Raw genomic sequence first — 21,579 nt, 5'->3', positions numbered from 1 at the left:
TGCGCCCGGGCGCGCCGGACTACAGGCCGCGCGCTCACCCCGGCTGGCATGTCAGCCCGTCGTCGGGAACCGTGCCGTCGATCAGGTAGTCCTCGACCGCGTCGTCGACGCAGTCGCTACCGGCCCCGTAGGCCGTGTGGCCCTCCCCCTCGAACGTGATGAGCGTGCCGCTCGAAAGCTGGTCCGCGAGCGCTTCCGCCCACGCGAACGGCGTCGCCGGGTCGCCCGTCGTCCCGATCACGACGATCGGATCCGCGCCGTCGGCCGAGATCGCCTCACGTTCTCCGCTCGGCGGGTGCGGCCAGAACTCGCACACGTCGGCACCCAGCATGTACTGCCAGGTCACGGGCGCCTCGCGCTCGAGGATCTGCTCATCCTCCTCGGTCATCTCCTCGGACTCCGAGGGGTAGTCCATGCAGTTGTAGGCGTTGAACGCCTCCGTCGAGTTCGAACCGTATCCGTTCGGTGTGCGGTCGTTGTAGAAGTCGGCGAGGAACATCGCGGCCGTCGGGTCGCCGCTGCGCGCACCGGAGAACGCCTCGGACAGGTACGGCCAGTTCGCTTCGTTGTACATCGCCGCGACGATCGCCGTCATCATCGTGTCGCCGCCGAGCTCGCGCCCGTCGGAGGAGACGAGCGGCCGGGCGTCGAGCGAAGCGAGCAGGGACGAGACATCGTCGAGGGCCTGGTCGACGGAGCCGCGGAACGGGCACGAGGATCCGCCGAGGCAGGTCTCGAGATAGGTGTGCAAGGACTGCTCGAAGGCGATCACCTGCGTCATCCCCACGTCGCTTCCCGACACTGAGGGGTCCAGGGCGCCGTCGAGGACGAAACGGTCGACGCGCTCCGGGAAGATGTTGGCGTACGTCGCTCCGAGGAATGTGCCGTAGGAGTAACCGAGGTAGGTGAGGCGGTCGTCGCCGAGCACCCCGCGCAGCAGGTCCATGTCGCGTGCCGACTGCTCGGTCGTGATGAACTCGAGCAGCTCCCCTGAGTTCTCCGCGCACGCGTCCGCGAACGTCTTCGCGCGCTCGTCGAGCTCGGCCTCCCACTCATCGGTGCCGCGCTCGGCGTCGGACGTGTCGTAGAGATAGGCGTCCATCCCCTCCGCGTCGAGGCATTCGACGGGGGTCGAACGGGCCACGCCGCGCGGGTCGAAGCCCACGACAGAGTACGCCTCGAGCAGACGTTCACCAATCGCGTCGTTCTCGATGACCGAGTGGAGGTAGTCGATGCCGGATCCGCCGGGCCCGCCCGGGTTGATGAGCAGCGAGCCCTGAGCGCCGGCCGGCACGTCGGCCGGTCGCGAGATGCGCAGTTGGATCTCGCCCGCACCCGGCTGGTGCCAATCGAGTGGTGCGGTGACAGAGGCGCATTCGACGGCCTCGCTCGTCATCGGCTCGTCGCAGTCCTCCCATGCGAGCTGCTGGTCGTAGAACGGGAGGAGCTCGTCGGGTACGCCGTCTGTGACGGGACCGCTCTCGGGCCCGGATCCGCTGCCAGGCACCTTCAGTGTGAACGGGTTCGCGCACGCGGCCGTGAGGCCGAGGACGGCCGCCACGGCGACGACGGACAGCGCGCGGCGTGCGCGGACGAAGCGCCTCATGGTCGCCTCCCTGTGACGACGGTGATCAGCAGACTTTCGAGAGCGAGCGCAGGCTGCACGTTCTGTCCGAGCGCGGCGCGCGTCTCGGCCAGGTGATCGAGCACGGTAATCGTGTGCGTGGCCGGTCGCGCCTGGGCGACCTGCCGCATCTCGTCGATGTACTCGACGTTGACGAGGTCGACGTCGCGCCCCAGCTGCAGCAGGACGATGTCGCGGAACAGCGACTGCATATCGGTCAGCACTCGGTCGAGTCCGTCGCGCACACTTCGCTTTGCGCGGCGCTCCTGGTTGTCCTTGAGCTCCTTGAGCTGAGAACGCACGGCGGGCGGAACCTTCGCTCCATCGGAAAGCCCCACGGTGCGCAGCAGGTCGGCGCGCTCGGTCTCGTCGCGCTCGGCCGTGAGCGCCTGCGCATCGTCGCTCGCCGCCTGCACGATGCCGCTGGCGACGTCGACGACGCGCCCGATGCCGCGCAGCCCGAGCACGTCGCGCATCGTCTGCTCTCGGCGCGTACGCGATTCCTCGTCCGTCGCGAGTCGCTGGGCCATGCCGATGTGTCGCTGCGCGTGACGAGCGGCCTGCTCGGCGACGACCGGATCGGCGCCCGTGCGCGCGACGAGCAGGCGGGCCACGTCGTCGACCTCGAGTTCGCGCAGCCGCAGCGTGCGGACGCGCGATCGGATCGTGGGAAGGAGGTCGGCCTCACTCGGCGCGCACAGCACCCAGATCGTCTGCGCGGGCGGCTCCTCGAGCGCCTTCAGCAACACGTTCGAGGTGCGCTCGGCCATGCGGTCGGCGTCCTCAACGACGATGACGCGATAGCGACCGAGACTCGGCGCGTAGTAGGACCGCTCGACGATCTCGCGCGCCTGCTTGATCGTGATGATGACGCCCTCGGTCGTCAGCATCGTGAGGTCGGGGTGCGACCGCGCGAGCACCTGCTTCATGGTCGCGACGTCATGCTCACCTTCGGCGATGAGCGCCGCCGCGAACGCGAGCGCAAGGGTCGACCGCCCGGATCCGGGAGGACCGGTGAGCAGCCAGCTGTGCGCGAGAAGACCGGGATCCGCGGCGGCGCGCCGCAGGATGTCGACCGCGTCGTCCTGCCCGAGCGCGTCGCCCCACGGAACAGCCGGAGCGATCGTGGCGAGCGTCATGGATCCACTCTACGGCGCACCGCCGACACGCTTGCTCAGCGGCAACCGACGAGAACGCCGCTCGAGCGTCCCCCGGGCGCGTCCAGCGCAAGGCTGAGGAGGGCAGGCGCACCGGCGTGCGGCAACCGACAAGAACGCCGCGATGGGCGTGCCCGGGTCAGGCGGTGATGATTTGCGCGGTGCCGGGGGCGGCGTCGGGCCCCATCTCCTCGGCGATGCGGTTCGCCTCCTGGATGAGGGTCTGGACGATCTCGTCCTCGGGCACGGTCTTGATGACCTCGCCCTTGACGAAGATCTGGCCTTTGCCGTTGCCGCTGGCGACGCCGAGGTCGGCGTCACGAGCTTCGCCCGGTCCGTTCACGACGCAGCCCATGACGGCCACACGCAACGGCACCGTCATGTCCTTCAGGCCCTCCGTGACGCTGTCGGCGAGGCTGTACACATCGACCTGGGCGCGCCCGCACGACGGGCACGAGACGATCTCGAGCGTGCGCTCGCGCAGGTTGAGCGACTGCAGGATCTGATGGCCGACCTTGACTTCCTCGGACGGCGGAGCCGACAGCGAGACGCGGATGGTGTCGCCGATGCCCTCCGACAGGAGGATGCCGAACGCGGTCGCCGACTTGATCGTTCCCTGGAACGCGGGGCCGGCCTCAGTGACGCCGAGGTGCAGCGGCCAGTCGCCGCGCTCGGCGAGCAGACGGTAGGCCTGCACCATGACGACGGGGTCGTTGTGCTTGACGGAGATCTTGAAGTCGTGGAAGCCGTGCTCTTCGAACAGGGACGCCTCCCAGATGGCCGATTCCGCGAGCGCTTCCGGAGTCGCCTTGCCGTACCGGGCGAGGAGGCGCTTGTCGAGGGATCCGGCGTTGACGCCGATGCGGAGGCTCACGCCCGCGTCCGACGCGGCCTTCGCGATCTCGCCGACCTTGTCGTCGAACTTGCGGATGTTCCCGGGGTTTACGCGCACCGCACCGCAGCCGGCCTCGATCGCCTGGAAGACGTACTTCGGCTGGAAGTGGATGTCGGCGATCACCGGGATCTGGCTCTTCATCGCGATGATCTTCAGCGCTTCGGCGTCTTTATCCGTGGGGCAGGCGACGCGCACGATCTCGCAGCCGGAGGCCGTCAGCTCGGCGATCTGCTGAAGCGTGGCGTTGATGTCATATGTCTTGGTCGTGGTCATCGACTGCACGCTGATGGGTGCGTCACCACCGACTTTGAGCTTGCCGACGTTGATCTGACGCGTCTTTCGACGCGGCGCGAGGGTCTGGGCCGAAGGCATACCGAGGTTCACTGCAGGCACGGATCCAGCCTACGCCCGAACCCTGCGAGGGACCCGCAGTTGCAGGGATCCTCAGGGACTGTGTAGCGTCATGAGCATGTTCGCGAACCAGACCTGGTGGCCCGCCTCATAGGCGGCCCGTTTCGCGACCCATCGTCCGACGACCGTCCCACGTGGCGGTCGTTTCGCGTTTGCGGGGCCGCCCGCCAGCAGAAGAGAGCTCCCCATGGCTGACTCCCCCGCCGACATCATCGCCGCGCTCGCGGCGGATCCGTCGCAGTCGTTCGCGCTGATCGCGCGCGACGGCGCCGCGACGGTTGAGGTGCTGACCGGACCCACGGTCGATGTCGACCGGCTCGCCGACATCCCCCTCGCGAGCGCGGACGGCACCCCTCAGGAGGTGCTGGCGCTCGTGCCGTTCCGCCAGGTCGTCGAGCGCGGTTTCGAGGCGCACGACGATGGTGCTCCCCTGCGCTGCCTCGTCGTCGATGAGCGCCGATCGGTGCCGGCTGCGGATGCGCTCACGGCGCTCCCGGCGGAGGACGTGCCGCTGGCGAACGCGGGCTTCGACATCGACGACGACAGCTATGCGGAGATCGTGCGCACGGTGATCCGCGACGAGATCGGCCGCGGCGAGGGCGCGAACTTCGTCATCCGACGCGACTACACGGCGACGGTCGAGGCGGATCCGCGAACTGCCGCGCTCACCTGGTTCCGCGCGCTGCTGGAGCACGAGCGCGGGGCGTACTGGACCTTCGCGATCGTCACGCCGGATCACGTCGCCGTCGGCGCCAGCCCCGAGGCGCACGTCACGGCGATGAGCGAACCGGGCGTGGCTGGCCGCGTCGTGAAGATGAACCCGATCTCCGGCACGTTCCGGCACACCTCCGGCGGCCCGACCGCCGAGGGCCTCGCCGCGTTCCTGCGCGACACCAAGGAGACCGAGGAGCTCTTCATGGTCGTCGACGAGGAGCTCAAGATGATGAGCGCCGTCTGCAGCGACGGGGGGCGCATCACGGGGCCGCACCTGAAGGAGATGTCGCGGCTCACGCACACGGAGTACATGCTGAGCGGCCGGTCCTCGATGGATCCGCGCGACATTCTGCGCGAGACGATGTTCGCGCCGACGGTGACGGGCTCGCCCATGCAGAATGCGTGCGCGGTCATCCGCCGCCACGAGACGAAGCCGCGCGGATACTATTCGGGTGTCGCCGCGCTGTTCAGCCCGCGCGAGAGCGGGCACGACCTCGACGCACCGATCCTGATCCGCACCGCGTACATCGAGGACGGACAGCTGCGGGTTCCGGCGGGCGCGACGCTCGTGCGGCACAGCGACCCGTTCGGCGAGGTCGCGGAGACCCACGGCAAGGCCGCCGGTGTGCTCGGCGCGATCGGGGCGATCCCGCGCGCCGTGACGTCGGTCGCCGGTGTCGACGAGGATGCTCCGGGAGCCGCCCCCGCGCGTCTCGCCGAGGATCCCGACATCGCCGCGCTGCTCGCGTCGCGCAACGAGCGTCTCGCGCCGTTCTGGATGGACGACCAGTCCGGCTCGCACGAGGCGCCCTTCACCGGGCGGCACGCGCTGGTCATCGACGCCGAAGACCGATTCACCACGATGCTCGCGCACCAGCTGCGGCACCTGGGGCTCGAGACACGCATCGTGACCTGGTCGGACGTCACGGACGCGGAAGTCGACGCGGCGGAACTCGTGGTGGCGGGCCCCGGCCCCGGCGATCCCCGCAGCGACGCGCGCCGCATCGTCCGGGTGCGCGAGATCGTCTCCCGTCGACTCGCGGATCACCGTCCTCTCGTCGCCGTATGCCTGAGCCACCAGGTGCTCGCCCACCGCCTCGGCCTCGCGCTGGAGCCGCTCGAGAAGCCGCGCCAGGGCCTGCAGATGACGGTCGACATGTTCGGCGAGAGCGCGGCGATCGGGTATTACAACACGTTCACCGCCCGCGTACTGCCTGGTGTGCGCCGCCTCACGCCGAGCCTCGAACGCGCCGGCGAGGTCGGCGTCGTGGAGGTCTCGGCGACGGAGGAGGGCGACGTGCACGCGCTGCGCGGATCCGGCTTCGCGAGCGTGCAGGGCCATCTCGAGTCGATCCTGTCTCGCGACGGCATTCGCACCCTCGAGCGCGTCGTCGCGCACGCGCTCGGTGTCTGACGGTCACGAGTAGGCTGAGCGCGTGAGCGCATACGAGGTCGACGCGGTCGTGGTCGGTTCCGGGCCGAACGGGCTCGTCGCCGCGGTGACGCTCGCCGAGGCCGGATGGCGCGTCGTCGTCGTCGAGGCGCAGGACACCGCTGGCGGTGGGCTGCGCTCCGAGGAGACGACTCTCCCGGGCTACGTCCACGACATGTGCGCGTCGAACCACCCGATGGCGATGGCGAGCCCCGCGTTCCGCGCACTCGGCCTCGAGCGCGAGGGCCTCGCCTTCGCACAGAACGACATCCCGTTGGGCCACCCGATCCGTCCCGGCGAATCCGGCATCCTGCGTCGCAGCGCCGCGGACACGGCGGCCGGCTTCGGTGCCGACGAGAAGATCTGGCGCCGCGTGATGGGCACGTTCGGCTCGCGGTGGAAGCAGCTCGGACGCGCGATCGGCAATCCCCTGCGCCCCACTCCCGACCTCATCGCGCTCGGCGCGACGAGCGTCTGGCCGACGACCTGGCTGCTGAAGGCCCTCCGCGACGAACGTTCGCGGGCGGTCCTCTCCGGCCTCGCCGCGCACGCGATCGTCGACCTTCGAAAGCCCGCGGCGGCGCTGGTCGGCGTCGCGCTCGGCGCCTTCGCGCACGGCGTCGGATGGCCCGTCGCGGTCGGCGGCACGAGTTCCATCGCCGATGCGCTCATCGCGCGCTTCACCGCGCTCGGCGGCGAGATCATCACCGGAACGCGGGTGACAAGCGTCGATCGGCTTCCGAGCGCGCGGGCCGTGCTGCTCGACACCTCCCCACGCGACGCGCTTCGCATCGCCGGGCATCGATTCGCCCCCTCCTACGCCAATGCGCTGCATCGGATGCGCTACGGCGCAAGCGCCTACAAGGTCGACTGGGCGATCGAAGGCGATGTCCCGTGGGCGGATCCCGCGCTCGCGGACGCGGGCTACATCCACCTCGGCGGAACCGCGGAGCAGGTGGTCGCTGCGGAGAGAGACGTCGCGAAGGGGCGCATGCCGGACGAGCCGTTCCTGCTGCTGTCGCAGGCGTCGATGCTCGATCCGACGCGCGCTCCGTCCGGCGGAAGCGCCTTCGGCGGGTACGCACATGTCCCCTTCGGGTTCGACGGCGACATCACCGAGCTCATCGAGCGTCGCATCGAGCGATTCGCCCCGGGGTTCCGCGATCGGATCCTGGCACGGCACGTGGCGACACCGGCCGCGATGGAGGCGCACAACGCGAATCTCGTCGGCGGCGCCATCGACGGCGGCGTGCCGGATCTGCGTCAGCTGCTCGCCCGCCCGCGGCTCAGCCTCAACCCGGCGGAGACCTCGGATCCCCGCATCTTCCTCTGCTCGGCTTCCACGGTGCCGGGCCCCGGTGTGCACGGCATGCCCGGCCGCCTCGCGGCGCAGCTCGCGCTGAAGCGACTCGGCTGACTCGGGCGCCGAGGCCGCTCGCGCAGAGCTCCACCCCGGGGCACGCTCTCGCGACGGCCCCGGGGCGGAGCGGTATGTCAGACCGCCTCGCCGCCGCGACGGATCCGGGTCAGCAGAAGCACACCGACTCCGGCGAGCGCGAGGAACGCTCCTCCGGCGACGAGCGCCGAGACCGTGTCTCCGTCGGTAGGCGCCAACTTCTCGTCATCGTCGTCGGACTCGGGACCCGGCTGCGCCGACGGCTCCGGCTCGGGATTCGGTCCCGATTCCGGTTCCGGAGCGGGATCCGGGCTGGGCGCAGGGTCAGGCCCCGGCTCGGGGTCCGGGCTGGGCTCGGGATCCGGGCTGGGCTGAGGATCCGGGCTCGGCTCGGGATCAGGGCTCGGCTCGGGATCTGGACTCGGCTCAGGATCAGGGTCCGGCGACGGCTCAGGATCCGGCTCGGGATCCGGGCTCGGCTCGGGGTCCGGGTCCGCAGCGGCCGCGACGACCGTGAACGCGAGCGTTCCACTGAACGCTTCGCCGTCGTCCCAACCGACGCTTCCCGCGCCGAGCGTGTCGGGCGTGAAGGTGTTCGACCCGGCGTCATACAGCGCATCGAGTGCGACCGATGCGCCGGCACGATCGAACACCGGGTTGTCGGCCTGCTCGTCGATGACGATGTCGCCCAGGTCGGCCTGCTGGCCTGTCGCCAGGAAGAACTCCAATCCCGCCCCGTCCCTGACGGGGCTCACATCGGCGATCCTGTTCTGATCGAGGTAGAGACTGTTGAGGCCCGTGAGCCCCGACAGCGTCGACACGTCGGCGATCTCGTTCGCCGAGAGCTGCAGGTGCCGCAGTTCGGGCGTGAGCACGGGGACCTCTGTGATCTCGTTGTGGCCCAACGCAAGCAGCTGGAGGTTTGCCAGGTTGCCCAGGGCCGAGACGTCGGTGAGCTCGTTGTCTTCGAGATACAGCGCCGTCAGCGCGGTGACGTTCGCGAGTCCCGACACATCAGCGATGTCGTTCTCGCTGAGGGTGAGTCGCTCGATGCTCGCTGGCAGTTCCGGCACAGCCACGATGTCGTTCTCGTTGAGCGACAGCGTGTCGAGGCTCCCGAGGGTGGCGAGCGGTGCAAGATCCACGATGCTGTTCTCGTTGAGCGACAGCACCTCGAGACCGCCCAGGGTGGCGAGCGGTGCAAGATCGACGATCTCGTTGCCATCGAGATTCGCCTGCCACATCCCGGTCAGGTGCTGGATTCCCTCGAGATCCACGACCCCCGCATCGACGCAGTACAGGTCGGAGACACCCGCTGCCTGCGCCCCAGTGATGTCCGCGGCCGCAGCTTGTGAAAGCTCGGAGTTGACGCAGGCGCGCAGCGCGTCATCGGGCATGTGGATTGGCATGGCCGACTGCTCCACCGCCGTGAACGTCAGCTCTCCGTTGAAGTCGCTGCCATCGTCCCACCCCACGCTGTCCAGGCCGAGGGTCGTGGGCGTGAACGTGTTCGCACCCGCGTCATAGCGGGCGTCGAGCGCGACGGGAGCGCCGGCGCGATCCCGCACTGGGTTGGGCTCGGCCGCGCCCACGAGAAGGTCTCCGACGTCGACGGTCTGACCGACCGCACCGAAGGTCGTGAGGGGAAGCCCGGCGAGCGGGCTCAGATCGACGACATGGTTATGCGGGAGGTGCAGCTCCTCGAGGCTACTCAGCGATGACAGCGCCGTGACGTCCGAGATCTCGTTCGTGTCGAGCCGCAGGAGCTCCAATGCGGTGAGATTTCCCAGCGGACTGACATCGGAGATGTCGTTGTCGTTGATGTAGAGGAAGCGCAGTCCCGTGAGTGTCCCGAGCGAACTCACGTCCGTCAAGCCGTTCGACGAGACGACGAGATACTCGAGGGCGGGCAGTGTCTCGAGTGATTCGAGATCCGACTCGTCCACGCCGGTGCCGCTGATGGCGACCGACCACAGGCGGTCCAGCCCTTCAAGCGGTGCCAGGTCGGTGACCCCCGGGTTGTTGCCGAGGTGCGCCTGCTGGAGCGACGTCATGTGTTCTATACCGGTCAGATCCGTCACGGCGCCGTTCTGGCAGTTCACGATCGTCAGTCCCGCCGCCTGGCCCTCGGTGATCGGGTCCGCCGGATTCTGCGAGAGCGCTGTGTTCACGCACTCCCGGAGCACGTCGTCGGGCATGGAGATCTCGTCCCCGGGATCGGCATGCGCCGCCGGCGCGAGACCGAGCACGGCCAGAGCCGTCACGGCGGTGACCGCGAGCGGCATTCTGATCGAGCGTGCGGGCTCATCTGCTGGCGGGTGGGTCTTCGTCCTCAACTGGACACGTCCTCTCTTCACAGCTGCGGTGTCGCGGCGCCTCACCGTCGCAGGCGCCGCTCACACACCGCTCACATCTCACGAACGACGGCGTGCATCACTCGCCGAGGAAGACCATGTACGACACGGTCGTGTCCTCGCCCTCCGACGCTTCGGCGACGCCGACCTGGACGGTGAGCGACTCGTCGAGGGTGAAGGTGCCGTTGACGAGCTCCCCCATCTCGGTCCACATGACCTCGTCCCAGCCGGAGAAGTCACCACGGACCTGCTGCACGAGTTCATCGAAGCCACGCGGATCGGAGACGACGACCATCATCCCGGAGCCGTCGTCGGAGTTGATCGAGGTGCTCTGGAGCACGTCATCAGAGACCACGGGGACCTCCGCGGGGAAGTTGTCGGGCATGCTCCCGAACTCGATGTCCACTCCTCCGCCCGTGATTCCCTCAATGAGCTCGTCTGCTCCGCTCGGGATCGCGCCATCATCGGATCCACCGGTGATCATCTCGAGCGGATTCGCGAAGCACCCCGTGAGGGTGACGGTGAGGAGACCGGCCGCCGCGGCGGTTGCGATTCCCCGGGCCACGATCGTGCGTTTCATGGTAAGCGTCCTTCGGGTCGACACAGATCTGCGAGACGACGGCCGGAGGAGCCAGGAGGAGACTCCCGTGCCGTCGTGACGCAGTCGACCACGGCGCGCTCACAACGCGCTCACACGTGCGCGCGCACGCGCCACAGGCGAGGACCGCCGCAGACGATGTCAAGCCCCTCCCCCGGGAACTGCCGGCGTGAGTACCGTGGTCGCGAAGATGCCACAAGGGAGGAGAATTCCGATGAGTACCGAACCCGACCGTCGATTGATCAAGCTCGGTGAGACGGACGAGACCGTCGCCGATGTCGCAGAGGACATCCGTGGACGCGACGTCAGAGACAGCAGTGGCAACGATATCGGCAAGATCGGCGAGCTCCTCATCGACGCCGACGAGCGCAAGGTGAGATTCCTGGAAGTCGAGTCCGGCGGTTTCCTCGGGATGGGGAAGGACACCACGTTGATTCCCGTGGACGCCATCACCTCCATCACCGAGGACGACGTGCGGATCGGTCCGAGCCGCGATCAGGTCGCCGGCGCGCCATCGTACGATCCTGCGCTGGTCGCGGAGCCGGACCACTACGCCGCCACCGTCAGCTACTACGGCTTCATGCCCTTCTGGTCCGTCGGGTACCGCTATCCCGACTACCCGCACTACGCGTGACGAGCGACGGCGAATTCCCCGCTACCGCCCGAAAAGATCCACGGGGTTGAAGATGTCGGCGGCGAACAGCAGCGCTGCCATCGCGATCATGAGGACGACGACCACGAGTGTGATGGGCACGAGGCGCGTCGCGTCCGCGGGCTTGGGCGCCGGGCGTCCCGTCAGCCGCGCGAACAGGCGCTTCAGCCCATCCCACAGCGCGATCACGATGTGACCGCCGTCGAGCGGCAGCAACGGGATCAGGTTGAACACCATCAGCGCGATATTGAGGGCTCCGAAGATGTTCACGAGCACGGCGACGCGATCCACGATCGGCGCTTCGGTGGCCGCGACCTCGCCCGCGATGCGCCCGACGCCCACGACGCTGATCGGTCCGTCCGGATCCCGCTCCCCGCCCGTGACCAGGTCGACCGCGATGTCGTACAGCTTCACGGGCAACTGAACGACGATCTCCGCGACGGCACCCGTATTGCGCACTGCTTCCTGCGCCCCAGCCCACGCCGGTTGACGCACGCGCTCGAACACCGGGCTGAAGCCGACGAAGCCGACGTCGTCGGTGACGACCTCGCCGTCTGAATCGACGTACTCGTTCTCCGCGAGGATCGGCGTGACCCTCAGCGTGCGGGCTTCTCGGTCCCGGATGATGTCGACGTCGATCGTCTCATCGGGTCGCTCACGGATGAGGGCCGACGCCTCCGCGAAGCTCGATACGGTGGATCCGTCGACCGCGGTGATCGTGTCGCCAGGGCGCAGCCCCGCCTCGGCGGCGGGCGTCGCGGGGTCGTCGTCGGCGCACTCCGTCTGCGCGGATCCGGCCGGCAGCACGCACTCGGACACCTCCGCGACCGTCGCCGTCGCCTGCTGGACGCCGATGCCGCTGAGAAGCACCGAGAACGCGACGATCGCGAGCACGAAGTTCATGAATGGGCCGCCGAGCATCACCACGACGCGCTTCCATGTCGCCTGGCGATAGAGCGTGCGATCTCCCGCCTCGGCGATCGTCTCGTCGTTCTGCTCGCGCGCATCCTGCACGAGCGTCGACCACACGCGCCTGCGCCGTCCATCGGCCGCGGGGCTCGGTGGATACATTCCCGCGATCGAGATGAACCCGCCGAGCGGCAGCGCCTTGAAACCGTACTCGGTCTCGCCGACCTGCTTCGACCACAGGGTGGGACCGAAGCCGATCATGTACTGTCCGACGCGCACGCCAAAGGCCTTCGCAGGCAGGATGTGCCCGAGCTCATGTAACGCGATCGACACGGCGAGACCGATCAGCATCGCGAGGATGCCGACGACGAACAGCACGACCGTCATCAGTCGTCGAGATAGGGGTTGGGCCACACCCTGTCGGGGGCGGGCCAGCCGGCGGCGATGAGCGCTCGGCGCGACAGTTCGCGGGCCGAGTAGCCCCACTGCACACCCGCGATGTCGCGATAGTTCTGATGACCCGGTCCCGCCCACAGGATCGCGTCACCGTCGCCGACGAGCGAGACGGCCGTCACGATCGCGGCCTCGGGCGGCGAGACCTCGTGCAGCTCGTGATCCGGATCCGCGGCACGCGCGGCGTTCATCAGGGTCGCGCGGATCGACGCGGCGTCTTCGTGGCGCGGATGGTGGTCGGTGATCACCGTGATGTCGCTGCCGGCGACGGCCGCGCGCGCCATGTCGGCGCGTTTGGTGGTGTCGCGGTCGCCGTCGGCGCCGAACAGCATCAGCACCTTCCCGGGCGTGACGCGGCGCACCGCCGCGAGGGTCTTCTCGAACGCGTCCGGCGTGTGCCCGAAGTCGACGTAGACGGCGGGTCCGTCGGATCCGGAGACGAGCTGCGTCCGCCCCGGCACCCACGCGTGGATGCCGTCCGCAAGCGCCGCCGCGATGCGATCCCAGGCGTACCCCGCTTCGAGCATCATGACGATGCCGAGACCAGCGTTGGCGGCCATGTGCGCACCGATGACCGGCACGATCGTCTCGAGCACGCGGCCGCCGGGTCCGGTCAGCCGGAAGCCGGTTCCGCTCTGCTGCTCCGACGTGACCTCGACGTGCCAGTGCGCGTGATCGTACGCGGTGGGTGTGGCGATACCGAAGGTGGCGATCGTCGTGACCGGGATGTCCGCCTCGGAGGCGATGCGGTCTCCGGCCGCCGAGTCGAGCGAGATGACCGCACGTCGACTGCGAGCTGATGTGAACAGCGGCGCCTTCGCGCGGTAATACGTCTCCATGTCGCCGTAGTCGTCGAGGTGCTCATGCGTGAGGTTCGTGAATCCGATGACGTCCCAGATCACCTTCTCGACGCGACGGCGGGTGACCGCCTGCGCGCTCACCTCGACGGCGAACGCCTCAACGTCGCGTTCCCGCATGCGCCCCATCAGGGCGTGGAGTTCGCTCGCCTCTGGACTCGTCAGTCCAGCGACGACGCGCTCGTCGGCCACGACGCGCTCGGCCGAGGTCGAGGCACCGGAAACGACGCCGATCTGAGTGAGCATGCCTTCGAGCAGGTGCGTGACGCTCGTCTTGCCGTTCGTGCCGGTCGTCGCCAGCAGCAGGGGCAGCTCGTCTTCCGGACCCGTCCGGTAGACGGCCATCGCGACGTCGCCCAGCACGCCGCGCGGATCCGCGACGACGAGCGCCGGCAGCCCGGAGCCGCTCGCGATCTCGGCGCCGTCGGAGTCGGTGAGGATCGCAGAGGCGCCGTTGCGGGCGGCGTCGGCCGCGAATTCGGCACCGTGACGGTTCGCGCCGCGGATCGCCACGAACAGATCGCCGGGAACGAGATCCGTCGAGGACACCGTCACGCCGGTCACGTCGACGTCCGAGGTGGCGGTGCCGCCCACGTGGTCGGCAAGGTCAGTGAGGCGGCTGGCGGTGGGCCGCTCGGGGCGCAGCATCACGGGTGGTGTGCGGCGGATGTGAGGCGTCTCGATCACGCCGCCATCGTCTCACGCAGGGGGCAGGGAACGGCTGAATGAGCGCCGCGACGTTCGCTCAGCGCGCGAGCAGTTCGTCGGCGGTGCGGCGAGCCCAGAGCTCGGCCTCGGCCAGCGTCTCAAGCGTGAGCTCCGCGGGCGCCTCGTGCGCGTCGACGACCCGCGCGATCGCGTCCACGATGCCGGTGAACGGGATCCGCCCCTCGTGGAAGGCGTCGACCGCCTGCTCGTTCGCCGCGTTGTACACCGCCGGGAACGTGCGCGCGGCCTCGCCGACCTGTCGCGCGAGCGACACCGCGGGGAACGCGTCGTCATCGAGCGGGGCGAATTCCCAGCTCTGAGCCGCCGTCCAGTCGATCGGCGCGTCGACGTCCTCGAGCCGATCGGGCCACGATAGCCCGAGCGCGATCGGCACGAGCATGCGCGGCGGCCCCGCCTGCGCGATCGTGGATCCGTCGTGGAACTCGACCATCGAATGGATCAGCTGCTGCGGGTGCACGACGACCTCGATGCGGCCGAACGGCACGTCGAACAGCAGGTGGGCCTCGATCACCTCGAGCCCCTTGTTGACGAGGGTCGCGGAGTTGGTCGTGATGACCCGGCCCATCGAGAAGTTGGGGTGCTTCAACGCCTGCGCGGGGGTGACGCGCTCGAGCTCGTCTCGACTGAGCCCTCGGAAGGGGCCGCCCGAGGCGGTGACCACGAGTCGTCGCACCTCGCTCGTCCGGCCGGAGCGGAGCGCCTGCGCGATCGCCGAGTGCTCGGAGTCGACCGGCACGATCTGACCCTCGCGCGCGAGCGACGTGACGAGGGTGCCGCCGACGATGAGCGACTCCTTGTTCGCGAGCGCGAGCGTGCGTCCCGCCTCGAGCGCGGCGATCGTTGGTCCGAGGCCGACGGATCCGGTGATGCCGTTGAGCACGACGTCCGCGTCGACGTCGCGCACCAGTTGCGCGGCTTCGTCGGCGCCGAGCGCGGTGTGCTCGACGCCGAACTCGGCTGCCTGTTCGGCGAGCACTGCGGCGTTCGATCCGGTCGCGAGACCGACGAGCGTGAAGCGGTCGGAGTTTCGGCGGATGACGTCGAGCGCCTGCGTGCCGATCGACCCGCTGGATCCGAGGACGACGACCTTGCGCATGAGACTATTCGCCGGTGGGGTGCGTGGCCGAGAGGATGTCGACGACGAAGATGAGCGTCTCGTCCTGCAGCTCGTGTCCCTCGCTGGCGCCGTAGCCCTCCTCGGGCGGAATCACGGCGATCACCTGTGACCCGACACTCTGGCCGACGAGCGCCTTCTGGAAGCCGGTCACGAGACCGCTGAGCTGGGTGGGCTGCATCGGGGCGCCGCGCGTCCAGCTGGAGTCGAACTCGGTGCCGTCGGACGCGCGCACTCCCTGATACTGCACGACGACGATGTCATCCTCCTCGACGGTGGTGCCGTCGCCCTCGATGAGGGTCGCGACCTCCGTCTCGTCGGGAGCCTCGAGGCCGTCGGGAACGGTGACGCTCGGCGTGCCGTCCTCGGCGACGTCGACCTCAGGGAAACCCGCCGGCGCGTCCCGCGGCTCACCGGACGCGGCCATCGGCACGGTGTCGATGAGGTCGAGCACGAGCAGCTGCGACGGCACCGCTGTGCCGTCCTGTCCCTGCTGGCCTGGGAAGGCGAACACGACACGGGTGCCAGGCGTCGCGCACCCGAAGGCGGCGCCGAAGGCATTGTTCGTCTCGACGTTGATGGGCACGGTCTGCTCGTCGCCGTACCCCTCGCTGCCGAGCTCCTCCCCGCTCTCGGCGTCGTAGATCGTCGCGGCGTAGCGCACGTACGCGCCGGCCTCGATCTCGTCGCCCTCGCCCTCGACGACGACCGACCGTTCGAAGTCCTCGATCTCGAGCGGGGCATCGAAGGTCGCCTCGGCGGATTCTCCGAACTCGCCCGTCACCTCGACGCTCTCGATCGCGTCACCTGTTGGAGAGGCCGCGTCGCAGAGATCTTCGGGGATCGTCGCGTCGGCTGACGGCACCGGTGTCTCGGTGTCGCCGTCGGGCGACTCACCGCCGCCGCACCCCGCAAGAGCGAGAGAAGCGACGGCCAAGGACGCGATGGTCAGCGAGCGAAGACGCACTGTCATACCTCAATCAGATTCGACGGACCCGCCCATCCTGCCCCATGTCGATATGTGCGGGCTGATGCCTCGCCGGAAGGCTCCGCGTGAGCGGATTCCCGTCTGGGCATACGCTCAACGTATCCTGAAATGATGAGCGATTCGGCAGTGGACAGCCCGCAGACCCCGAGCTGGGTGTACACCTTCGGTCGGAACCTCATCTCCCCTCTCGCGCGTGCCGTCTACCGTCCGCGCGTCGAGGGCAAGCACCACGTGCCGAAGCATGGCGCCGTGATCTTCGCGAGCAACCACCTCTCGTTCATCGACTCGATCGCGATCCCCGTCGCCGCGGCGCCGCGCCCGGTGCACTTCCTCGCCAAGGCCGAGTACTTCACGGGCCCCGGCCTCAAGGGATGGCTCTCGCGCACGTTCTTCACGGCCGTCGGTGCGACGCCGGTCCAGCGCGGCGTCGGCCAGGCCGCAATGGAAGCGCTCGAACAGCAGAAGCAGATCCTCGAATCCGGCGCCGCGATCGCCCTGCATCCCGAGGGCACGCGCTCACGCGACGGCCGCCTCTACAAGGGCCGCACGGGCGTGGCCTTCCTTGCGCTCGAAACGGGCACCCCCGTCGTGCCGATCGGCCTCATCGGCACCGATCGCGTCATGCCCGTCGGTGCGCGCATGCCGTCGCTCAAGGAACGGGTCGTCGTCCGCTTCGGCGAGCCGCTCGACCTCAGCCATCACGGCCCGAACTCGGGACGCGCGCGCCGGGCGGCGACCGACGAGATCATGTCGGCGATCCACGCCCTCTCGGGACAGGAACTCGCCGGCACCTACAACGAGCCGCCCGCCGAGGGTGCGGTGGAGAAGATCAAGCGCGCCCTTCCGCACGAGCGGAAGTGACCTCGGGGTCGATCTCGACCTCGAAGTTCACGCTGTTCGCGATGAAGCACCACGCGTGGGCGTCCTCGTGCGCCGCGATCGCCTCCGCGATCATCGCCGGGTCCGCGACCGTCACGCGCGGTCGCAGCACGACGCGCTCGAAGCGGCCCGCGTTGCCGTCGACGCGCAGCTCGCCCTCGGCCTCGTCGGCATAGGCCGTCACGACGACGCCGCGCGTGACACAGGCGTGCAGATACGACAGCAGGTGGCATTCGCTGAGGGCGGCGAGCAGCAGGTCCTCGGGGTTCCATCGGCTCGGATCGCCTCGGAACGGCCGGTCCGCGGATGCGAGGAGCTCGGGCTTGCCCGCGATGCGGACCACGACGTCACGTCCGTAGTCGCGATAGCCGCTTGTGCCGGTCCCGGTGTTCCCGGTCCAGGTGGCGCTCACCACGTAGCGGTGCGTGCTCATACGAGGAGATTACCCTGGACGGGTGGCCACCGCAGAGACCTTTCCCGCAGCCAGCGCCGCCGAGCTCGCCGTCGTCGAGCGGGGCGGCTTCGTCGAGTCGCGACACGTCGGATCCGCGATCGCGATCACCCCGGATGGTGAGGTCGCGGTCTCGCATGGCGACCCCTCGGCTCTGTTCCTCCCGCGTTCCTCGCTCAAGCCGCTCCAGGCGATCGCGTGCGTGACCGCGGGTGCCGCACTCGAGGGAGAGCGGCTGGCGATTGCGACCGCGAGCCACGATGGCACCGAGCTGCACACCCGCATCGTGCGCGACATGCTGGCGGAGATCGGCCTGAACGAGGACGCGCTGCTGTGTCCGCCCTCATGGCCGACCGGAACCGACGCGCGGCGTGAACTGATCCGTGATCTCGGCGAGAAGGCCGCCATTCATCACAACTGCTCCGGCAAGCACGCCGCGATGCTGACGGCATGCCGCGTCAACGGGTGGGACACCGCTGGCTACCTCGACCGAGCACACCCGCTGCAACAGCACATCGTCGAGGTCGTCGAGCGCCTGACCGGCACCAAGATCGCCGGAACCGTGACGGACGGCTGCGGCGCCCCCGTCCATGCGATGAGCCTCGAGTCGCTCGCGCGCGGACTTCACCGCGCCGGCACGTCGAGCGAATCGTCGCCGTTCGCGCTGCATCGCGTCGCGGCGACCCTGGTGCGCACGGCGACGGAGCATCCCGAGGTGGTCGAAGGTACCGGCGGCGACGACACCATGACGATGGCACGCTTCGGCGTGTTCTCGAAGAAGGGCGCGGAGGGCGTGCAGGTGCTCGTGGCGCCGGACGGCACGACAGTGGCCGTGAAGATGCTCGACGGCTCGAATCGCGCGGCGTCGCTCGTCGCGCTCGCGTTGTTGGCTCGGACCGGCGCGATCACCGTGCAGGACGTCGCACGGGCCGCCGCGGAGCGGCCCGGCCTGCGCGTCATGGGCGGCGGGGAGAGCGTCGGCGTCATCCGCGCCACGGTGTGATCGGGTCGCGGGTGCCTGGCCAGAGCGCGTCATGACGGTCACGGCAGCACGACCCGCTTCGCCGCTCGCCCGGGCGCCACGAGCCAGGCGCGCGCCGCGCGCGGGCGAGCGTAGGGCGGCAGGTCGCGCTCGCCCACGAGGGTGCGCAGCTCGGCGGCGCAGTCGGATCCGACGACCATCTCCCCCGCCGAGCGCACCTGTTGGAGCAGCGCGTACTGCCGTTGCCAGGCATCGCCGTCGCCGACGAGCGCGAGCGGCTTCCCGTCCGCCAGCCGGTCGAGGTCGGCACCCGGCGGCACCTCCTCGAGCGTGACAACCGCGGCGGTCTCCTGCCAAGCTTCACGGAGAGACCGTGCGCGGTGCGCGGGAGCGCGAAGCACGAGACCGGTCACCTCGGCGGTCGGGTGCCAGCGCGCGGTCGGCGGCGGGTCGGCGCTGCGTTCGGTCGCCTCCGGCGGGAGCGCGAGCTGCGTCTCGAGGCCGTCGAGCGCCGCCCGACCAGGCGGTCGCGCGGCGTCGAACGCCTCGCGGCTGGCACCCGCCGCGGTGTGCTCGTGGACGGTCGCGAGCGCAAGCACGACGCGCCGCGGCAGCACGTCGGCGATGCGCCCGATCGCGCCCGCGAGCCGCGCGACCGTCAGCACGATCGTCGTGCCGGTCTCACCGGCGTCGCGCACGATCGCGTCGAGGCGTTCGGCCGCGGCCTGCGCGTAGTCGGGTGGGAATCGCGACAGCAGCGCGTCGGCGTCGTCGACGACGAACAGCTCGGGCGGATCCGCTTCCGCACGCTCCAGCGCGTCCCAGGCACCCTCGGTGTCGCGCGGCACCGTATCGACCCGCGATCCGCTCGCCTGCGCGGCCTGCGCGATCCAGCGCGCGAGGGACGTCTTGCCGCTCGCGGCGCCGCCGATGACGAGGAGGCCGCGGTCACGGCCCGGAACGAGCATCGCCTCGCGTTGCTGCTGCTCGGCGGGATCGTCGCAGAGCCCGAGCACGATCGCGCCATCGGACCGCGTGGCGTGGTCCGGTCGCCAGCGCCGCGGCAGGGGCGGCAACAGCGGCCCATGAGCGCGCGGCGAGCCGTCGTGACGGTGCGCGGCTCCGCGGATGTCGTCGGCACGCGTCAGAGCGAACCGCGCGAGCTGTGCCGCGTCGTCGCCGGCGCGACGCACGTACCCGACCCCGCGGTGGCGTGCGCCACCGGGGATCCGCGCGGCCCGGTCGGTGCCGACGAGCTGGGCGCTCTCCCTGTCCTCCGCGACGCGGAGAGCGATACGCAGCGGACTGTTCGCGAGCAGCGCGTCACGGAGGATGCCCGACGCGCGCTGCGTGCCGAGCACGAGATGCATTCCCAGGGCCCGCCCGCGGGCCGCGACGTCGGTGAATACGGCGTGCAGGTCGGGCGCCTCCTGCAGGAGGGCGGCGAACTCGTCGATGACGATGACGAGCCGCGCGAGGCCGACCTGCTCGTCCCCGGCGTCGCGTGCGCCCGCCGCGGCGATGACGCGCTCACGGCGGCGGATCTCGGCACGGAGCCCCTCCACCGCGCGCCGCGCGCCCGCACCGTCGAGGTCGGTGAGGACGCCCGTCACGTGGGGCAGATCGCGAAGGTGGTCGAACGCCGTGCCGCCCTTGAAGTCGCCGAGGAGGAAGACGACCGCCGACGGCGAGTGCGCCGCCGCGAGTGCGGCGATCCAGGTCGTCAGCAGCTCGCTCTTGCCCGCGCCGGTCGTCCCGACCACCACGGCATGCGGTCCATCCGCCACGAGGTCGATCGCCACGAGCGGCGGCACGCGGTCGCCCACCTGCTCACCGAGCCCGACGACCGCCCGGAGCCCCGCTCCCGCGCGCGGCGCATCCGAGCCGTCGGCGTCGCGGTCGATCACGTGGGCGACGGGGATCGGGCCGTCCGGCAGGACGACCGCGTCACGCGACTCCGCGCCGCGCAGCCGCACCGCCAGATCTCGCGCCTGCGCGAGCGACACCGCCTCGAGCTCGAGCTCGACATCGCCGGCGTCCGCGACGAGTCGCCCGTCGAGGCCGGCATCCACGTCGATGAGCGCGGCGCATTCGTGCGGGATGGGCTCCCCCGGCAGCGCGAGGGCGATGACGACCGTTGCCGCGGCGGGAACGGCCTCCCCCGCGCGGATCACGGCCACCCGCTCTCCATCGGGCGCGACCTCCGGCGCCGCGTGCGCCACTCGGTCGGCCCAATCCTCTCCGAGCGGAGCCCCGATCAGTCGCACCGCCGAGGGCGGGTGCCGCAGCAGCAGTTGGAGAGTGAGCGCGCGCACGACGGCCCGACCGACGACGTCGTCGCCTCGCACGCACAGCCCGTGCTCCCACGCGACCGTCACGGGGGCGCCCGAGAGCACCGCGGCGGCGTGGCGGACCCGTTCCGCGTCGGGCCCCTCGCCGCCCGCGACAGCAACGACGCTGTCGGTCGTGCCGGATCCGACGACGAGCGGGCCGCGACGCCGCCACAGCCAGCCCTCGTGCCGTGCGCACCGGGCGACGTCCGGTGCGGCCGCGGATCGCAGGCGGCGTTCCTCGTCGTGCCGGCGCTCGACATCGACGCGGATTCGTTCGCACGCCGCCCGCAGCTCACGCTCGGCCCGGCGGCGCGCACGGCGGGCGGCGCGAGCGCCGTCGAGGAGCGACGCGACCGCCATGAACGGTCCGAGTGCCGCGAACCAAAGCATGAAGATCGAGCCGGTCACGCGCCACATCACCAGTGCCCCGACGACGGGAACGATCGAGGCGGCGATCGGGAAAGGTCGCCGCGAGGGCGGGTCCGGCAGGTCCGGCAGCTCGAGCGGCTCGGCCAGACGACGCGAGGCCGGTGCGACAGAGGTCTCCGCGGGTGCGAACGTCATGCCGACCATCGAAGCGCCCTTGCGCGCGAACGCGCGGCGTTCAGCGCGCGAATGTGAACAACTCGCGCCTTCACTCAGGGTGTGGAC

At 70.0% G+C, this 21,579-nt stretch carries 16 protein-coding genes; 5 read left to right on the top strand and 11 right to left on the bottom strand.

The annotated features are described in order from the left end of the window. Window positions 1–34 precede the first annotated feature (34 nt). The 3 genes from IEW87_RS06945 to ispG all read right to left on the bottom strand — a co-directional run bounded on the left by IEW87_RS06945 (window position 35) and on the right by ispG (window position 4,048). Entirely contained in the window at window positions 35–1,606 is a 1,572-nt protein-coding gene (locus IEW87_RS06945; RefSeq protein ID WP_188711545.1) for an alpha/beta hydrolase, read from the bottom strand. Beyond that, window positions 1,603–2,763 (bottom strand): DNA polymerase III subunit delta', encoded by a 1,161-nt coding sequence (locus tag IEW87_RS06940; protein WP_188711544.1) that lies wholly within the window; start codon window positions 2,761–2,763, stop codon window positions 1,603–1,605. The genes IEW87_RS06945 and IEW87_RS06940 overlap by 4 nt, the downstream gene beginning before the upstream one ends. Window positions 2,764–2,920: 157 nt before the next feature. Continuing rightward, window positions 2,921–4,048, bottom strand: a complete 1,128-nt coding sequence (gene ispG / locus IEW87_RS06935; RefSeq protein WP_188712690.1) for a flavodoxin-dependent (E)-4-hydroxy-3-methylbut-2-enyl-diphosphate synthase — start codon at window positions 4,046–4,048, stop codon at window positions 2,921–2,923. Window positions 4,049–4,274: 226 nt separating this feature from the next. On the opposite strand from ispG, the gene IEW87_RS06930 reads away from it, so the two are divergent. Both IEW87_RS06930 and IEW87_RS06925 read left to right on the top strand, forming a co-directional pair. After that, window positions 4,275–6,215, top strand: a complete 1,941-nt coding sequence (locus IEW87_RS06930) for a chorismate-binding protein (protein WP_188711543.1) — start codon at window positions 4,275–4,277, stop codon at window positions 6,213–6,215. A gap of 22 nt (window positions 6,216–6,237) precedes the next feature. Further along, window positions 6,238–7,650, top strand: coding sequence for a phytoene desaturase family protein (locus IEW87_RS06925; RefSeq protein ID WP_188711542.1), 1,413 nt, complete (start codon window positions 6,238–6,240; stop codon window positions 7,648–7,650). Between the two features lie 77 nt (window positions 7,651–7,727). Here IEW87_RS06925 and IEW87_RS06920 read toward each other — a convergent pair whose 3' ends face one another. Together IEW87_RS06920 and IEW87_RS06915 are read right to left on the bottom strand one after the other, a co-directional pair. Beyond that, on the bottom strand, window positions 7,728–9,914 hold the full coding sequence (locus IEW87_RS06920; RefSeq protein WP_188711541.1) for a leucine-rich repeat domain-containing protein: 2,187 nt from the start codon (window positions 9,912–9,914) through the stop codon (window positions 7,728–7,730). A gap of 148 nt (window positions 9,915–10,062) precedes the next feature. Next, on the bottom strand, window positions 10,063–10,563 hold the full coding sequence (locus IEW87_RS06915) for a hypothetical protein (RefSeq protein WP_188711540.1): 501 nt from the start codon (window positions 10,561–10,563) through the stop codon (window positions 10,063–10,065). Window positions 10,564–10,795: 232 nt separating this feature from the next. Between IEW87_RS06915 and IEW87_RS06910 the strand changes: the two genes are divergently transcribed. Continuing rightward, window positions 10,796–11,215 carry a PRC-barrel domain-containing protein gene (locus IEW87_RS06910; RefSeq protein ID WP_188711539.1) on the top strand — a complete coding sequence of 140 codons (420 nt, stop codon included), beginning with the start codon at window positions 10,796–10,798 and terminating at the stop codon, window positions 11,213–11,215. 21 nt (window positions 11,216–11,236) lie between these two features. Here IEW87_RS06910 and IEW87_RS06905 read toward each other — a convergent pair whose 3' ends face one another. The 4 genes from IEW87_RS06905 to IEW87_RS06890 all read right to left on the bottom strand — a co-directional run bounded on the left by IEW87_RS06905 (window position 11,237) and on the right by IEW87_RS06890 (window position 16,232). Further along, the gene (locus IEW87_RS06905; RefSeq protein ID WP_188711538.1) at window positions 11,237–12,529 is read right to left on the bottom strand and encodes a M50 family metallopeptidase; all 1,293 of its coding nucleotides are present in this window, start codon (window positions 12,527–12,529) and stop codon (window positions 11,237–11,239) included. Continuing rightward, entirely contained in the window at window positions 12,529–14,100 is a 1,572-nt protein-coding gene (locus tag IEW87_RS06900; RefSeq protein WP_188712689.1) for a Mur ligase family protein, read from the bottom strand. Before IEW87_RS06900 ends, IEW87_RS06905 begins: the two co-directional genes overlap by 1 nt. 97 nt (window positions 14,101–14,197) lie before the next feature. Then, on the bottom strand, window positions 14,198–15,277 hold the full coding sequence (gene dxr / locus IEW87_RS06895) for a 1-deoxy-D-xylulose-5-phosphate reductoisomerase (protein WP_188711537.1): 1,080 nt from the start codon (window positions 15,275–15,277) through the stop codon (window positions 14,198–14,200). A gap of 4 nt (window positions 15,278–15,281) precedes the next feature. Beyond that, complete coding sequence (locus tag IEW87_RS06890; RefSeq protein WP_188711536.1) at window positions 15,282–16,232, bottom strand: FKBP-type peptidyl-prolyl cis-trans isomerase; 951 nt, start codon at window positions 16,230–16,232, stop codon at window positions 15,282–15,284. Window positions 16,233–16,394: 162 nt separating this feature from the next. Here IEW87_RS06890 and IEW87_RS06885 point away from each other — a divergent pair, with 162 nt between their 5' ends. After that, window positions 16,395–17,144 carry a lysophospholipid acyltransferase family protein gene (locus tag IEW87_RS06885; protein WP_188711535.1) on the top strand — a complete coding sequence of 250 codons (750 nt, stop codon included), beginning with the start codon at window positions 16,395–16,397 and terminating at the stop codon, window positions 17,142–17,144. Here IEW87_RS06885 and IEW87_RS06880 read toward each other — a convergent pair. Further along, window positions 17,113–17,595 carry an OsmC family protein gene (locus tag IEW87_RS06880; protein WP_188711534.1) on the bottom strand — a complete coding sequence of 161 codons (483 nt, stop codon included), beginning with the start codon at window positions 17,593–17,595 and terminating at the stop codon, window positions 17,113–17,115. The two genes, IEW87_RS06885 and IEW87_RS06880, sit on opposite strands and share 32 nt — an antisense overlap. 22 nt (window positions 17,596–17,617) lie before the next feature. Here IEW87_RS06880 and IEW87_RS06875 point away from each other — a divergent pair, with 22 nt between their 5' ends. Further along, window positions 17,618–18,616 carry an asparaginase gene (locus tag IEW87_RS06875; protein WP_188711533.1) on the top strand — a complete coding sequence of 333 codons (999 nt, stop codon included), beginning with the start codon at window positions 17,618–17,620 and terminating at the stop codon, window positions 18,614–18,616. Between the two features lie 38 nt (window positions 18,617–18,654). Here the strand turns inward: IEW87_RS06875 and IEW87_RS06870 are convergent, their stop codons facing one another. Further along, window positions 18,655–21,492, bottom strand: coding sequence for an FtsK/SpoIIIE domain-containing protein (locus IEW87_RS06870; protein WP_188711532.1), 2,838 nt, complete (start codon window positions 21,490–21,492; stop codon window positions 18,655–18,657). Window positions 21,493–21,579 lie beyond the last annotated feature (87 nt).

The organism is Microbacterium faecale (assembly GCF_014640975.1).
In the GTDB taxonomy this organism is placed as follows: Bacteria; Actinomycetota; Actinomycetes; order Actinomycetales; family Microbacteriaceae; genus Microbacterium; species Microbacterium faecale.
This window is presented reverse-complemented; position numbering and strand designations above follow the sequence as displayed.